The sequence below is a fragment of the Pseudofrancisella aestuarii genome (genome assembly GCF_003574475.2).
GTDB lineage: Bacteria > Pseudomonadota > Gammaproteobacteria > Francisellales > Francisellaceae > Francisella > Francisella aestuarii.
This window is the reverse complement of record NZ_QLIS02000002.1, coordinates 156,542-171,981: the sequence shown is the minus strand read 5'-3', so window position 1 is coordinate 171,981 and position 15,440 is coordinate 156,542. Positions and strand designations below refer to the sequence as shown.

Sequence of the window (15,440 nt, the reverse complement as noted above, 5' to 3'; positions counted from 1 at the left end):
AATAAATTAATTCTTTTGTAAATTTATAGCTTCTTTTTTATTAGAAAAAGGATTTATACCAATTTTCTCATACAAAGCTAGCTGTAAAACTTTAAAAACAAAAAAGGCAGTAAATAAAATTATAACGGCAATATTTATAAATAAGACCAGCAACACCACATTTTCAATCGTTTCTTTATTTAAGTCAAAAAAATGATATGGATAATAGCCAACTATAAAGCCGTAAATAAAAACATATATTAAATATATAAGAACTATAGATATAGCAAAAATAAAGGATCTTAAAAAAGTAGTTCTACCACTTACAAAAAATATATAGTCAAACATTAAATAAAATGCCGTTAAATAATGTTCAATAATGTTGTAGAGTGGTTCACTATCCAAACCTTTAGATATAAACAATGAAAAAACTATATATGTAATAACTATAGATGGTAATGGAATTAAAATATATTTATCTTCAAGCTTACCTAAAGAAACAAGTATAAGCACCATAGCAACTATAAAATTGCTCACATATGTAAATTGTGCAAATATATGAAAAAGAGAACCAAAACTTTCAACAAGATATATCGATTTAATAAGGGAAATACCCATCCCAAACAAAGCTAATGCAGCAACAAATAGCCTACAAATAGATAAATATCCTTTCACTATCTAAATATCCGATTACTTCCAGTAACCTTTAGTCTCAAAGCGATTAACAAAATGCGTACTTAAATTAGACAAATTCATTCTTAAGTTACTTAATAAATCAGGGTACTGTCCAGCTTGAAAAAAGTAATGTAAAACAGGGAAAACATTACCTTTACCGAGTATCTTTTCTACACCCTCTTCAAACTTAGAAAAATCTACTCTATCATCTAAATAATTATCTAAATACAAACAAAGCTTATCTAAAGTTTTTTCTTCAGCTCTATCAAAATATTTTGATAGTTCTTGATGATATTCATATCTGCTATCATGGAAAAATGGATAAATATTATTTTCCCAAGCTATCTTATAACTGTCATCAACATAATTACTACTTAAAACATTCAATTTCATCAAACTAAAATAAATTTTACCTGTATTCATCATTCCACCCTTATTTACTCAACTCTTCTTGCACTATTTGGTTTACTTGTTTTGGATTCGCCTTTCCTTTACTAGCCTTCATTGCTTGACCAACAAAGAACCCCATGAGCTTATCCTTACCCGCTTTAAAGTCTGCCGCTTGTTCAGGATTATCTCTAATTATTCCTTGTACAAGCTCACGGATAGCTCCTTCATCAGAAACTTGCTTTAAGCCAAGCTCTTCGATAAGAGTGTCTATATTTTTAGGAGACTCTATATATGCCCCTATAACTTGTTTAGCCGCTTTCTGCGATATTACATCGCTTTGTGTTTTTGTAATAATCTCTTCAAGAATATTAGCTGGCACAATATCTCCAGAAAATTCTTTTTCTAACCTATTTAGTATAGAAATTAGATCTACTGTAATCCAGTTATATGCTATTTTGTAACCAACAGATTTAGCTACTTGATCATAATAGTCAGCAATCTCAAGGTTTGATAACAAGAAATCAACCTCTTGTTCTCCTAAATGTTCTCTATATATAGTTTCTCTTTGCTCAGGCTTAAGAGGCATACTAGCCTTAATATCTTGAATATACTCCTCAGTGATAATAAGCGGCAATAAATCTGGATCTGGAAAGTATCTATAATCAAAAGCATTTTCTTTTGCTCTCATAGATCTAGTTTCATTAGCATCTGCATCATATAATCTAGTTTCTTGAACCACTTTCCCACCCTTCTCAAGAACAGCTACTTGGCGAGAAAATTCATATGCTATTGCTGATTCAATAAATCTAAAAGAATTTATATTTTTTAACTCTGCACGAGTTCCAAATTCTTTCTCACCTTCAGGACGAATTGAAAGGTTAACATCACATCTAAAAGAACCTTCTTGCATATTTCCATCACAAATATTTAGATGCTTAACTAATTGGTGTAATTTCTTAAGATAAACAACCACTTCTTCAGCAGATCTAAAATCTGGATATGTTACTATCTCTAAAAGAGGCGTACCTGCCCTATTATAGTCAAGACCTGTCTCATCGCCAACATAGCCATGTACAGACTTTCCTGCATCCTCTTCTAAATGCGCTCTTTCTATACGAATAATCTTGTTGCCTTTAGATGTTTCAATCTCTAACTTACCTTCTTGCACGATTGGATTATTAGACTGACTAATCTGATAACCTTTAGGTAAATCTGGATAAAAATAATTCTTACGCGCAAAAAAACTATCTTTTGAAATAGTAGCATCTACTGCTAATCCAAAAATCACAGCCTTACGAATTGCTTCTTTATTTACTACAGGCAAAGTCCCTGGCAATCCTAAATCTAAAAACGCTGCTTGCGTATTTTGATGCTGACCATATTTATTAGCAGCACTTGAAAATAACTTAGAATTAGTATTTAACTGAATATGGACTTCAAGCCCTATCACCATCTCCCATTTCATTACTAAATCCTCGCTTGCTCTAATATAAATTCTTCTACAGAATTATGTTTTTGATACTGTACAACTAGTTGAGTTAAAACATTATCATTAAAAGCTTTACCAATTAATTGAGCACCTACAGGTAAATTATTAACAAAACCAACTGGAAACGATATTGCTGGAAGACCAGAAATATTCGCTGGAATAGTGTATATATCAGAAAGATATGCAGATACAGGATCTAACTTATCTCCCTTTCTAAATGCCTCACTAGGAGAAGCCGGCATAAATACAGCATCAACTTCTTCAAAAATCTTATTCATTTGATCTGTCATAATTCTACGAATTTGCTGAGCTTTATTATAATAAGAATCATACTGGCTTGATGCCAATACATAATTACCTATCATAATTCTACGCTTAACCTCAGCACCAAAACCTTCTGATCTAGATAGTTGATATAAACTTTCTAAATCAGTTGCTTTATCACTTCTATGACCATATCTAACCCCATCAAATCGAGCCAAATTTGCTGCCGCCTCTGCTGGTGTAATAATATAATAAGTAGATAGTGCTTCTTTTAAGTCTGGAATAGTAACACTCTTAATTGTGACTCCTATAGCTTTTAAATTTTCTAAAGCTTTTTTCATTTGAGCGGCCAAATCAGGGTTTAAATCTTTCATTAGACTCTCATCTACACCTACTACTTTGCCAGCAATAGATTTATCGATATCTTTTGTAAAGTGATTCTCCGGAATGCCTACACAAGTTGAATCAAACTCACAGTCGCCTGAAATAGTATCAAGCATAATAGCCACATCTTCAGCATAATGCCCAAATATTCCAGCCTGATCAAATGATGAGGAGAAAGCTATCATTCCATATCTGGAAGTGCTTCCATATGTTGGCTTCATTGCAGTTAAACCACAAAAACTTGCCGGCTGTCTAACAGAACCACCAGTATCAGAACCTGTAGCAACTGGTGCAAAACCTGCAGCAACAGCTGCAGCTGGCCCACCTGAAGACCCTCCAGGAACTCTATCTAAATCCCAAGGATTACTAACAGCCCCATAATAACTATTTTCATTAGTTGAGCCCATAGCAAACTCATCCATATTAAGCTTACCAAGAGTTATCATTCCTGCTTCTTTACATTTTCTAGTTACTGTAGAATCATATGGAGATATAAAGTCATCTAAAATTCTAGATGCACTTGTTGTTTTTATATCTTTTGTACAAAATAAATCTTTATGTAATATTGGGATACCAGTAAGTAACCCCTGTTTTCCTTCAGATATAATTTTATCAGCAGTCTCAGCTTCAGCTAATGCCTCTTTTTCACAAAGAGTGATAACTGAATTCAACTTTTTATCTTCTAACTTAATCTTACTTAAGTATTCTTTTACCAGTCCAACTGCTGTAACACTCCCTGAGTCTAGCCTTTCTCGTAATTTTTTAATATATGACATGCTACCCTCTACTTAATAACCTGTGGAACCATAAAATAATCATCAACAATTTCACAAGCAAATTTTTCAAAACTCTTTCTATTATCCTGATCTGTCGGAACATCTTCTCTAAATTTAAAATCAACACTTAAAGGAGATATCATTGGCTTAACTCCCTGAGTATCAACTTTTTTAACCGCATCTAAAATTTCACATATATTTGTCAAATCTTTCGTAAACTTTTCAAGCTCATCACTAGTTAATTTAAAACTAGAAAGTTTCGCTATATGTTCTACTAATTGTTTATCCATGTTACAAAATATCCAAAATAATTATTAAAAATAATTTAGTCACTTACTTTTATAAGCTCAGCAACATTTTCATTAATTTCTTCAATATTTACAGCTTTGCATCTGTAGTCTAAATTTTTAGCAATCTTCGACTCAAGAAGACCTCCATAATTTGGATTACTATCTTTATAAACCCCTATTACTCTTTTATTAAATAAATTAGCTAAGTGTACAAAACCAGTATCAACTCCTAAAACCAAATCCGCTTTTTCAACAACACTTATAAAATCTTTAAACTCTAAAGTATCTAGAACTACAAACCTAGAATCATTTAAAAACACCTTCAAGGAATCACACAACTGTTTTTCTTCTTCATTTGTATATGTAACTAATATATTTTTATTGGTATTTTTTAAAATATACCTTGTAATAGCTTGCCAATTTTCTTGACTTAGTTTTTTACTATCTTTTGAAGTGCCATGTAGCAATAAAATATAATCCTTTATATCAATATCTTTAACTTCTGAACTTATTGATATTTGATACGGCTTCTTTATATTTGTATTAAAAGCCTTTGATGCTAACTCTCTAAATCTAACAATAGCTACATTATCTCTCGAAACTTTAAATTTCTTATCATAAAAAACAGAAGCAAAAAAACCATCATTTGCAGATTTACTATCAAGCCCATAAATCTCACCTTTAAATAAAAACTTGGCAAATAAAGCTGGTTTCAAAAGGCCATGAGCCTCTAAAATAAAATCATACCTATTTCCTTTCTGCTTCAAGTTTCTTTTAAATTCTAAAAGGTTTTGAATTAAGCTTAATGGCTTTTTTTTCCACTTTTTAAAGGGAATAGATATAACATTATCAATATCCGTACATAATTTAACTATATTTTCAAATTTCTCATCAACGAGCCAATCTATAGTCGCCTTTGGAAATTTCTCTCTTAGATCCCTAGCCACAGTAAATGCGTGAAAAATATCACCTATAGCAGAAAGTCTAATAATTAGAATTCTCATATAACGATTTTTTTATGAATTTTAAGAAAATTATAGCAATCAGAATATCTTTTAGGAATATATTTTAGCTAGTTATTGATAGATCGAGCAAAAACATTATCTATTTCTTTAAGATATGTCTTTTTAATACCTTCAAAATCCATTTCTGGAACAGTTAAATCTGTACCATGCTCATCTTTCATTATTTTCTCTAATTTCTTAGAGAATGATTCACCTTGTTTAAGGTCAAAAGCCACTTGCTGGACTATTTTATAACAATCTTCACGCATAAATGGCGTATTCGCAATTAAGAAATGTAAATAAAAACTAGATAGATAAGCGCTATTGTTTCTTACTCTATCTTCAATAATGTCCTCTTGGATAACAAGATTATCAATAGTATTTCTCATTCTTCTAAGTGCATAAACCATTATTCCAAAGTTATCTGGAAGATAAAAACGTTCTGCTGAAGAGTGAGAAATATCTCTTTCATGCCACAATACACAATTTTCTAACGCGATAGAAACATGTGACCTAAGCATTCTAGCCATACCAGTTAAGTTCTCTGTAGAGATTGGGTTTTTCTTATGTGGCATAGTTGAAGAACCTTTTTGGCCTTTAGAAAAACCTTCATAAACTTCAAAAACATCACTTCTGTGTAAGTGTCTAATTTCCACAGCTAATCTTTCAATAGCTGATGCAATAAGACCATGGATAGAGATAAGCTTAGCTATTCTATCTCTTGGGATAACTTGAGTAGAAACATTCTCAACAGGTAAGCCTAGAATATCTGCTGCTTTCTTTTCATCCTCTGTAGTTAAGATACAGTAGTTACCAACTGCTCCAGAGAACTGCACTGTTAAGCCATCTTTTTGGAAATCTTTTAAATCTTTTAGTCTACGCTTAAACTCAACATATGAGCCAAGGAACTTTTGACCAAAACTCATAGGCTCAGCAAACATACCATGACTTCTACCCATTGTGATAATTCTCTTAGTCTGCTCTGCTTTTGCTAATAATGAATCACAAAGAGCTTCTAAGTCTTCAACCACATGCTCCAAAGATTCACGAATCTGTAAACTAAGAGCTGAATCTATAATATCTGATGATGTAACACCAAAGTGAAAGAACTTCCCAGTTTCAGCAGTAAATTGCTCTGCTATAGATGTACAAAACGCGATAATATCATGCTTTGTAACTTTCTCAATCTCATCTACTCTTTCTGGTCTAACTTCAGCTTTTTCACGAATTTTAGCAGCTGTACCTTTTGGTACCATTTTATCTTCTAACGCTTCTAAAATAGCTAACTCAACTTCAAGCATCTTGCGATATTTATTTTCATCATCCCAAATCTTTGAAATCTCTGCTACATCATATCTCTTTATCATTTCCTAATTCCTATTTATTTAACTAAGAGCTTTTAAAAAATTAATAATAATTATACTATCTCTAGAAAGCATATTGAAACTTATTAATAAAAATATTAGATCTGGAGTTTTAATAAAATCATATGAAAAAATTATTGATCTTAATTATTACAATCACCCTATCAAGTTGCTCTACTTTCATGACATCACATAAGGGTCCAATATTTAATGGTAGTGACTATGTATCGACAGATGTTGGCACCACATACCATTATAAAAGAGTCACCCTAGAGGATAATAGTGAGATCTTATTAGAGATAAAAATAGAAAACTGTAATAAAGATAAAACTCTATGTACTTACTCTACTAAGATATTTAACGCTAATGATAAGTTAGAAGGTAAATACAACATGGACTATATAATAAAAAATGGCTCTGTGCATATAGTTGATAAAATATATAAACAAGGCTCGCTATTATTGCCCGCAAAACTAGAACTTGGTAAAGAAGTAAATCTAATTAACCAAGAAGAATACGGAGAGGTTCCAGAAAAATTAGTTATTACTAAAGAAATACCTAGTATCAAAGTTAACAATAATGAGTATAAAAATTGTATCAACATAATATTTGAAACAGTCACGCCAACTGAATCAAAAGATTTAAAAGTAATTACAAATCAAATCTCTTGTAAAAATATTGGTGCTGTGAAGAAAGAATTAGCGATACTCTATCGTGTCCGTCTTAACCGAGATATAAATGATAATAATTTCACACTTTATCAAACATATTTAGATACTTTACAAGAAATTACTCATGATAAATAAGGTCTATAAAACTAAAATCTAATAACCAAATTCAATAGAATAACTACGACTGAATTTTTCTTGTGACTGGATATCAATATTACCAATACGATACTCAATATCAACATCCATACCTAGTGTATCACTTCTGCCACACCATGGCTCGATACATACATACGGAGCATTAGCTTTGGGTTTTGACCATAAACCTAAATATTCAAAGCCATCAAAAGTAACTTCTATATATCGCTCTGAATCTTTTTCAGCTAATCGAACTTTCTTATCTGAGAAACCACTATACACTAAAGCATCATTATCAAAAGTATGATTATCCAATTCTATTTTAGATATTTTAGAGTGTTTCGTTTCTCCTGTATAAAAAGCCTCTGGTGTAATTGGATGAAAATCTAATTTCTGTTCTGTAAAGGTAATTTCATAATCACTAAACTGATGCTTACCATCAAAAGGGCAAGCAAACGCTGGATGAGCTCCAAAGCCACAGGATGCAACGCCTTTATCAAGATTTATAATATTGTATTCTGTGATAAGTTTATTAGCCTCAAGAGTATATGTAATTTCGAACCTTAACTTAAATGGATAGTTCTCAGCTGTAGTCTCCATTGCTAGTACAACACTGTTTTCACTATGAAAAACAATATCAAATATAGTATGACGAGCAAGTCCATGATTACCCATAGGGTATTCTTTGCCTTGATACTTGATTTTATTATTGTGTGATTTGCCAACTACTGGAAATAGCACAGGTGAAACTCCAGCCCATATTAGACCATCGCCACACCACATATACTCATAATTACTAGCAACATTCCTTACACTCTGGACTTCTGCGCCTAATAGATTGATTTCGACTTGTAAGTAATTATTTTTTATTATCATAATTTACTTCTTATATTTATTAGCTCATTTTAAATTTTTACCAAATACAAATAAGAACATTTCAATCTGGTCTGGATCAGCTTTTATTTTATCAGATATCTTACTCACTATTTGTATATACTCATCATAATTTTTAATTGCATTATCATAATTAATAGATGATAAATTTTCGAAGTCTTTAAACCTTGAACTATTTATAGCACTAATAATCTGATCATCTAATATTATTGCCCTATTTCCATTGATAGTAGTGGATAGAAATTGTGTAAACTTAGTTATTGTAGAAAGACCCAAACCTTTAATTTTTTCAATTAGATCTTTCATACAATTGAGGTCAATATTTTTCTTACGCCATCCTCTAAGACATCCTACTAATTGTTCAAAATTCTTTTCATCTTCACTCAGAAGACTTTTGATATGATTTCCTCTACCTCCAGTTGGGTATCCCCACATCAATGTTTTAATTATAAAAAGCTCTAAATTTTCCTCAGCTTCAAAAAAAAGATCTTGTCTACTGATTGTTACTGTTTCATTCTCATTAAATATGATATTTTTAAATCGTTCAGGTAACTTATTATTCCAATTACTTTTTTTCACATCAAAAGAGTGATTTTTATAAGGAAGATTTTTTATAAGTTCCTTAAAATTAGAAATTTCCATAATTACCCAACCCACTTCCTAGCATTTCTAAACATTCTCATCCAAACTGAATACTCATCATACTCTGCTGGAATCCATGAGTTTGTAATAGCTCTATATACACGCTCTGGATGTGGCATCATAATTTGCACACGGCCATTTAAAGCAGTAAGCGCTGTGATCCCACCCTTCGCACCATTTGGGTTTTGAGGGTATCTTTCAGTAGCTTTCCCGTTACCATCTACATATTTTAGAGCTATCTGATTACTTGATAACAATGCTCTTTCTTGTGCAACATTTTCAAATAATGGACGACCCTCACCATGAGCAATAGCAATAGGAGCTCTAGTGCCAGCCATTCCGTCAAACCAGATAGAATCAGATTTTTGGATTTCAACCATAGATGTTCTAGCTTCAAACTGTTCAGATTCATTTTTAATAAATATTGGCCAATTTTCAGCTCCTTTAATAAGAGGCTTCAACTGAGCAAACATCTGGCATCCATTACAAACACCTAGAGCAACTGTGTCATTTCTATTAAAGAATTTACTAAAATCTGCTTTCAGCTTTTCACTAAATAAAACATTCTTAGCCCAGCCACCGCCAGCTCCAAGAACATCCCCGTAAGAGAAACCACCACAAGCAACTAAAGCTTTAAACTCATCCAAGTTCACTCTACCAGTGTGTAAATCTGACATATGCACATCCACAGCCTCAAAACCAGCTGTTGTAAATGCTGCCCCCATTTCCACATGACCATTTACACCCTGCTCTCTAAGTACAGCAATCTTTGGCTTACGCATATTTATAAATGGTGCTGTAATATCTTCCTCAAGATTAAAAGTAGTATGTAAATGCAAACCCTTATCTTCAGTCTCTAAAATATTATCAAACTCTTGCTTAGCACATTCACTATTATCTCTAAGAGTCTGAATATTATAAGAAGTTTCAGCCCACCATCTTTGTAAAGTAACTCTATCATTAGAGTAAATTTCTTCACCGAAATTGAAGATACCAATTGTATCAGTAGTATTCTGCTTAGCTACAACTTCTACTGTTATCCCTGTATCAGCAAATAAAGCTCCGATAAACTCAATATCTTTCTCTTTAACTTGAAGTACAGCGCCTACCTCTTCAGCAAACAACTTACCAAATAAGTTTTTAGCATCTAAGGAAATATCAACGCCTATATTACCAGCAAAAGCCATCTCAACTAAAGTTACAAATAATCCACCATCAGAAATATCATGATAGGCTAAGATTTTTTCTTGCTGCTTAAGTTCAGTAACTTTTTCAAAGAAAATTTTCAACTTCTTAGCGCAAACATCCGGAGCTTCATCGCCAACTTGATTATAAGCTTGCGCTAAACAAGAACCGCCTAATCTACCAGTGTGGTTAGAGACATCTAAGTGTATTAAAACCGTGTCATTACGCTCATGAATTATTGGGATAAGCGTTCTTCTAGCATTTTCAACTGGTGCAAAACCAGAAATAATTAAAGAAAGTGGCGATGTAACAGATTTAGCTTCTGCATCATCTGTCCATTTTGTTCTCATAGACATAGAATCTTTACCAACTGGAATAGCTATTCCAAGCTCTGGACAAAATTCCATACCTACAGCTTTCACAGTTTCATAAAGTTTTTGATTTTCATCAGTATGATTAGCTGCAGCCATCCAGTTTGCAGAAAGTCTAATATCTGAAATATTTTTAATATCTGCAGCTAATAAATTTGTAATAGTTTCAGCAACTGCCATTTTACCTGAAGCTGGTGCATTTATTACAGCTAATGGAGTTCTTTCACCCATTGCCATAGCCTCACCTGCTTGACTATCTACCGTAGCTGTCGTTACAGCACAATCTGCCACTGGCACCTGCCAAGGACCAACCATCTGATCACGTGCAACCATTCCTGTGATACTTCTATCACCTATTGTTATAAGAAATGATTTAGAAGCTACTGCTGGAACTTTTAATATTCTCTCTATAGCATCCTCTAACTCTAGATCAGATGTATCAAATACTTTTTGTTGAGCTTTAGCTGTAGTAACTTCAATATGCATTTGTGGAGTATTTCCAAACAATACCCCCATAGGAAGATCAACAGGCTTATTATTAAAATGCTCATCATTTAATGTAATATGCTTTTCACTAATTGCTTCCCCAACAACAGCAAATGGGCATCTTTCTCTTTTACAAAGCTGCTCAAAGAATTCTAAATTTTCTGGAGAAACAGACAATACATATCTTTCTTGTGATTCATTTGACCATATTTCTAAAGGCGATAATCCATCTTCGCCTATAACAACTTTTCTAAGTTCAAAATCACCACCAACATTACCATCTTTAACAAGTTCTGGGAAAGCATTAGAGATACCACCAGCTCCAACATCATGTATAAATGTTATAGGGTTTTTCTCACCAAGCTGCCAACACTTATCTATAACCTCTTGGCATCTTCTCTCCATCTCAGCATTACCACGCTGAACAGAGGCAAAATCAAGTTCAGAATTAGCACCTGATGACACTACAGATGAAGCTGCTCCACCACCTAAACCAATTCTCATAGCTGGCCCACCTAAACAGATAAGCTTAGAACCAACTTTAATATCACCCTTTTCAACATGCATTCTTTTGATGTTACCCATACCACCAGCAATCATAATTGGCTTATGATAACCAAATACTTGCTCACCAGTCGATGAGTTACCAGCCTGCTCATAAGTACGAAAATATCCATTCAAATTAGGACGTCCAAATTCATTTGCATAATGCGCCCCACCAATAGGAGCCTCTATCATAATTTGTAAAGGACTAGCCATATGGCTTGGTTTACCATACTTTTTCATTTCCCAAGCTTGTTCAAAATTAGGAATATTTAAGTTTGAAACTGTAAAACCTGTAAGCCCTGCTTTTGGTTTTGCTCCAAGTCCTGTAGCACCCTCATCACGAATCTCACCACCTACTCCAGTAGCAGCACCACTAAACGGAGCTATAGCTGTAGGATGGTTATGAGTCTCAACTTTCATCAAGATATCAACCTCTTCCTGGTGATATCCATACACCCCTGTTTTTGTATTAGAATAGAACCTCTGAGCCGTTACACCCTCTATCACAGCAGCATTATCTTTATATGCAGACAAGACCCCTTTAGGAGCTTTATTAGTAGTGTTTTTTATCATCTTAAAAAGCGATAAATCTTGCTCTTTATTATCTATTGTCCATTTAGCATTAAAGATTTTATGACGACAGTGTTCTGAGTTTGCTTGAGCAAACATATATAATTCCGTATCAGTCGGATTTCTTTGAAGGTTTTTATATTGCTCAGCTAAATAAGCGATTTCTTGAGTACTCAATGCTAAACCTAATTTCTTGTCAGCATCTTGTATAGCTTTCTCACCCTCTTCTAAAACATTTACATATTCTAGAGGCTTAGGCTCACCCTTCTTAAATAGTTTTTCCAACTCAGCTTGGCTAGATAAAACTTCTTCAACCATTCTATCAAAAACTAGTTTTTTTATAGACTCTAACTCAGTGGCAGATATATTCCCCTCTACCCCATATAAAGTAGCTCTTTCGACTCTTTTAATTTTTGTTATACCAATATTATGAACAATATCTGTTGCTTTAGATGACCATGGGGAAATTGTCCCTATTCTTGGTGCTATAATAAAAAGTTCACCTGCTGGATGAGCTACACCATATTCTTTATTATAACTAAGCAAAGATTTTACAATTTCTTGATCTTTCTCTGTTAAATCACTATGAAGATCTAACACATGTAAGAATTTAGCATTTATCGCTAAAACATTAGGAGCTATTTTTCTTATATCTTTTAAAAGTTTTTTCTTTCTAAATGGTGAAAGTGCACTTAAGCCATCAAAGATTCTAACCATATTCAAATAAAGCTCCCTATTTATTCTTCTTTTTTAGAGCTTTTCTTTCTTTTTCTAGCTCTTCTAAATATTTATCATTAACATCACCAGTGACATAATGCCCAGAAAAAACACTATCCTCAAAATGTTTAATTTTAGGATTTTGCTTTTGGATAGCATCTTTCAAGTCACTTAAAGATAAATAAATCAAACCGTCTACACCTATCCATTGACGGATATCTTCCACAGACCTACCATGAGCTATAAGTTCTGACTTAGTTGGCATATCAATACCATATACATTTGGATAGCACACTGCTGGTGAAACTGAAGCTAGATAAACACTTTTAGCCCCAAAATCTCTTATCATCTCAATAATTCTTTTTGAAGTCGTACCCCTAACAATTGAATCATCAACCAATAAAACATTTTTATCTTTAAACTCAGCTGGAATAGGATTTAATTTTCTTCTAACATAATTTTTTCTATCTACTGACTCTGGCATTATAAAAGTTCTACCTACATAGCGATTTTTGACAAAACCTTCTCTATACTCAACTCCTAATGCTGTAGCAATCTCTTGAGCTGATGCTCTACCAGTCTCTGGAACAGGTATAACAATATCTATACCCTTATTTTTCCAAAGCTCTAGAATCCTTTTACTCAAGATCTTTCCTGAGTCAACTCGACTTTGATAAACACTTACACCATTCATAATACTATCTGGTCTTGCAAAATAAACATACTCAAATAAGCATGGATAAAGTTCTGGATTTTTCGCACATATTTTTGTGTGTATCTTATGATCTTCTGTAATAACTATAACCTCTCCAGGCTCAACATCTCTTAAAATTCGAAAACCTGAAATATCTAAAGCCACACTTTCACTAGCAACCATATATTCTTTTTTGCCTCGACCAATCTCTTTAACTCCTAAGATCAGCGGTCTAATTCCATATGGATCTCTGAAAGCTACTAACCCAAGATTAGCTACCATAGCAGTACAAGCATAACCACCTTTTGCATGTTTAAATACAAAACTTGTTGCTTTAAAAACAGCTTCTGGAGTTGGACAACCACGTGATTTATTCATTCCACAAGCAAAAAAATTCAATAAAAGTTCAGAGTCTGAATTAGTATTCAAATGTCTTCTTTCTATATCGTGAAGTATTTTTTGAAGTTCTTTAACATTTGTAAGATTTCCATTATGCGCAAAGACTATGCCATGAGGGTTATTTACATAAAATGGCTGACTATCCGCTGCTCCCAAGCTACCTGCTGTAGGGTATCTAACATGACCAATACCAACAGAGCCTTTTGACTTTGCCAACTTATCATCTGAGAAGATATCATTAACTAATCCCGTATTCTTACGAATAAAAAATCTTCCTTCATCTAAAGTAGCAATACCAGCAGCATCTTGACCTCTATGCTGTAAAAGACTTAACCCATCAAAGAGCGTATAACTAACTTGACCATGGCCTACTACGCCAATAACTCCACACATAAGAACCTATAACATTAAAGATTTATAATTAGCAACCCAATAATTATAACAATATTTTACTCAATAGTTGATAAAACTCTTCTAGTTAATGATGTAGCTTTATTAATTAGATCAATAAATATTCATCTTGCTTTAAAATATTAAATATTATCTATTTATCTGTTAAAATCGCATCAAATTATGTTTCATATAGTCATTTTTAAAATATCTGACTTTCAAAAGCTACTTTTTAGTCTGAAAACAAAAAGGAATAAATATGATAAGCAATATATCTCCAGACCAATTCTATAACGAGGTTACCAAAAAAAATATTGGAGTTTATACCGAAGAAGAACAAGCGAAACTACGCAATAGTCGAATAATAATCTTTGGATTAGGTGGTGTTGGTGGAATGGAAGCAATATTATGTGCTAGAAGTGGTATAGGTCATATCAGCGGGGTTGATCCTGATATTTTTGAACTATCAAATATAAATCGTCAAATGATCGCTATGACATCAACAATGAATAAATATAAAAGTGAGTCTACAGAAAAATATTTAAAAGATATAAACCCCTTTCTTAGCACTGATTTCCATAATGTAAAAGTAACCGAAAATAATGTTTTTGAACTAATGGAAGGACATGACTTAGTGCTAGAAGCTTTAGATGATATGCCTTCTCGAATAGTAGTTCATCGTGCAGCAAAAAAACTTGGTATCCCAAGTGTATCAATGTCTGGCAGCCCTCCTCATCGTGGTTTTGTCTCATCATTCTACCCAAATGGAATCTCTTATGAAGATGCTTTAAATATCCCAACTCAAGGTAAGTCAATATCTGACCCCGAGGTTACTGAATTTGTGCATAGCATTAAGAAAAAGCGAGCTCAATATTCTGTTACCAAGGGAGCCCCTCAAGCTTGGGCAGATGATTTTTGTAATGGAAAAGCCGGATGGATCATAACACCAATAAGAGCCTCTCTTTTAGCATCATTTAGTTGTCATGAAGCTATACAAATTCTTATAGGACAGAAACCTCTTGCACCTGCACCAAAGGGTATATACATAGATATGGATAATTTAACTAGTCCTGTCAGTGTTATAGACCCTAAAGAAGGACACTGGGAAGCATACAAGATATAAGG

At 33.0% G+C, this 15,440-nt stretch carries 13 protein-coding genes; 2 read left to right on the top strand and 11 right to left on the bottom strand.

The window, feature by feature from the left end; genetic code table 11:
• Positions 1 to 6 precede the first annotated feature (6 nt).
• From DNK87_RS04805 to purB, 7 genes are all read right to left on the bottom strand, one after another.
• Positions 7 to 654: a hypothetical protein gene (locus DNK87_RS04805; RefSeq protein WP_119329769.1), complete on the bottom strand. Its 648-nt coding sequence runs from the start codon at positions 652 to 654 to the stop codon at positions 7 to 9.
• A 15-nt stretch (positions 655 to 669) separates the two neighbouring features.
• The gene (locus DNK87_RS04800; RefSeq protein ID WP_119329768.1) at positions 670 to 1,077 is read right to left on the bottom strand and encodes a hypothetical protein; all 408 of its coding nucleotides are present in this window, start codon (positions 1,075 to 1,077) and stop codon (positions 670 to 672) included.
• A 10-nt stretch (positions 1,078 to 1,087) separates the two neighbouring features.
• Complete coding sequence (gene gatB / locus DNK87_RS04795) at positions 1,088 to 2,509, bottom strand: Asp-tRNA(Asn)/Glu-tRNA(Gln) amidotransferase subunit GatB (RefSeq protein WP_119329767.1); 1,422 nt, start codon at positions 2,507 to 2,509, stop codon at positions 1,088 to 1,090.
• Between the two features lie 2 nt (positions 2,510 to 2,511).
• Positions 2,512 to 3,957 carry an Asp-tRNA(Asn)/Glu-tRNA(Gln) amidotransferase subunit GatA gene (gene gatA / locus DNK87_RS04790; RefSeq protein ID WP_119329766.1) on the bottom strand — a complete coding sequence of 482 codons (1,446 nt, stop codon included), beginning with the start codon at positions 3,955 to 3,957 and terminating at the stop codon, positions 2,512 to 2,514.
• An 8-nt stretch (positions 3,958 to 3,965) separates the two neighbouring features.
• Complete coding sequence (gene gatC, locus DNK87_RS04785) at positions 3,966 to 4,247, bottom strand: Asp-tRNA(Asn)/Glu-tRNA(Gln) amidotransferase subunit GatC (protein ID WP_071663221.1); 282 nt, start codon at positions 4,245 to 4,247, stop codon at positions 3,966 to 3,968.
• 35 nt (positions 4,248 to 4,282) lie between these two features.
• The gene (gene waaC, locus DNK87_RS04780) at positions 4,283 to 5,251 is read right to left on the bottom strand and encodes a lipopolysaccharide heptosyltransferase I (protein ID WP_119329765.1); all 969 of its coding nucleotides are present in this window, start codon (positions 5,249 to 5,251) and stop codon (positions 4,283 to 4,285) included.
• A 68-nt stretch (positions 5,252 to 5,319) separates the two neighbouring features.
• Positions 5,320 to 6,618 (bottom strand): adenylosuccinate lyase, encoded by a 1,299-nt coding sequence (gene purB / locus DNK87_RS04775; RefSeq protein ID WP_119329764.1) that lies wholly within the window; start codon positions 6,616 to 6,618, stop codon positions 5,320 to 5,322.
• A gap of 179 nt (positions 6,619 to 6,797) precedes the next feature.
• Here purB and DNK87_RS04770 point away from each other — a divergent pair, with 179 nt between their 5' ends.
• Entirely contained in the window at positions 6,798 to 7,421 is a 624-nt protein-coding gene (locus DNK87_RS04770) for a hypothetical protein (RefSeq protein ID WP_119329763.1), read from the top strand.
• Positions 7,422 to 7,439: 18 nt separating this feature from the next.
• Here the strand turns inward: DNK87_RS04770 and DNK87_RS04765 are convergent, their stop codons facing one another.
• Genes DNK87_RS04765 through purF form a run of 4 tightly spaced genes read right to left on the bottom strand, consistent with a single transcriptional unit; the run spans position 7,440 to position 14,318 of the window.
• Positions 7,440 to 8,300 carry an aldose 1-epimerase family protein gene (locus DNK87_RS04765; protein WP_119329762.1) on the bottom strand — a complete coding sequence of 287 codons (861 nt, stop codon included), beginning with the start codon at positions 8,298 to 8,300 and terminating at the stop codon, positions 7,440 to 7,442.
• A 21-nt stretch (positions 8,301 to 8,321) separates the two neighbouring features.
• Positions 8,322 to 8,957, bottom strand: a complete 636-nt coding sequence (locus tag DNK87_RS04760) for an 8-oxoguanine DNA glycosylase OGG fold protein (protein WP_119329761.1) — start codon at positions 8,955 to 8,957, stop codon at positions 8,322 to 8,324.
• 2 nt (positions 8,958 to 8,959) lie between these two features.
• A complete protein-coding gene (purL, locus tag DNK87_RS04755) occupies positions 8,960 to 12,832 on the bottom strand; it encodes a phosphoribosylformylglycinamidine synthase (protein WP_119329760.1) in 3,873 nt (1,290 codons plus the stop codon).
• A 16-nt stretch (positions 12,833 to 12,848) separates the two neighbouring features.
• Positions 12,849 to 14,318, bottom strand: a complete 1,470-nt coding sequence (gene purF / locus DNK87_RS04750; protein ID WP_119329759.1) for an amidophosphoribosyltransferase — start codon at positions 14,316 to 14,318, stop codon at positions 12,849 to 12,851.
• Positions 14,319 to 14,574: 256 nt separating this feature from the next.
• Here purF and DNK87_RS04745 point away from each other — a divergent pair, with 256 nt between their 5' ends.
• Positions 14,575 to 15,438: a HesA/MoeB/ThiF family protein gene (locus tag DNK87_RS04745; RefSeq protein WP_211360950.1), complete on the top strand. Its 864-nt coding sequence runs from the start codon at positions 14,575 to 14,577 to the stop codon at positions 15,436 to 15,438.
• Positions 15,439 to 15,440: the final 2 nt, after the last annotated feature.

What these genes read in the sequence shown, in the direction of transcription:
- waaC (WP_119329765.1), bottom strand. Translation starts at nt 5,251, where the DNA reads ATGAGAATTCTAATTATTAGACTTTCTGCTATAGGTGATATTTTTCAC.
- DNK87_RS04770 (WP_119329763.1), top strand. Translation starts at nt 6,798, where the DNA reads ATGACATCACATAAGGGTCCAATATTTAATGGTAGTGACTATGTATCG.
- gatC (WP_071663221.1), bottom strand. Translation starts at nt 4,247, where the DNA reads ATGGATAAACAATTAGTAGAACATATAGCGAAACTTTCTAGTTTTAAA.
- DNK87_RS04745 (WP_211360950.1), top strand. Translation starts at nt 14,575, where the DNA reads ATGATAAGCAATATATCTCCAGACCAATTCTATAACGAGGTTACCAAA.
- DNK87_RS04760 (WP_119329761.1), bottom strand. Translation starts at nt 8,957, where the DNA reads ATGGAAATTTCTAATTTTAAGGAACTTATAAAAAATCTTCCTTATAAA.
- gatB (WP_119329767.1), bottom strand. Translation starts at nt 2,509, where the DNA reads ATGAAATGGGAGATGGTGATAGGGCTTGAAGTCCATATTCAGTTAAAT.
- DNK87_RS04800 (WP_119329768.1), bottom strand. Translation starts at nt 1,077, where the DNA reads ATGAATACAGGTAAAATTTATTTTAGTTTGATGAAATTGAATGTTTTA.
- purF (WP_119329759.1), bottom strand. Translation starts at nt 14,318, where the DNA reads ATGTGTGGAGTTATTGGCGTAGTAGGCCATGGTCAAGTTAGTTATACG.
- gatA (WP_119329766.1), bottom strand. Translation starts at nt 3,957, where the DNA reads ATGTCATATATTAAAAAATTACGAGAAAGGCTAGACTCAGGGAGTGTT.
- purB (WP_119329764.1), bottom strand. Translation starts at nt 6,618, where the DNA reads ATGATAAAGAGATATGATGTAGCAGAGATTTCAAAGATTTGGGATGAT.
- purL (WP_119329760.1), bottom strand. Translation starts at nt 12,832, where the DNA reads ATGGTTAGAATCTTTGATGGCTTAAGTGCACTTTCACCATTTAGAAAG.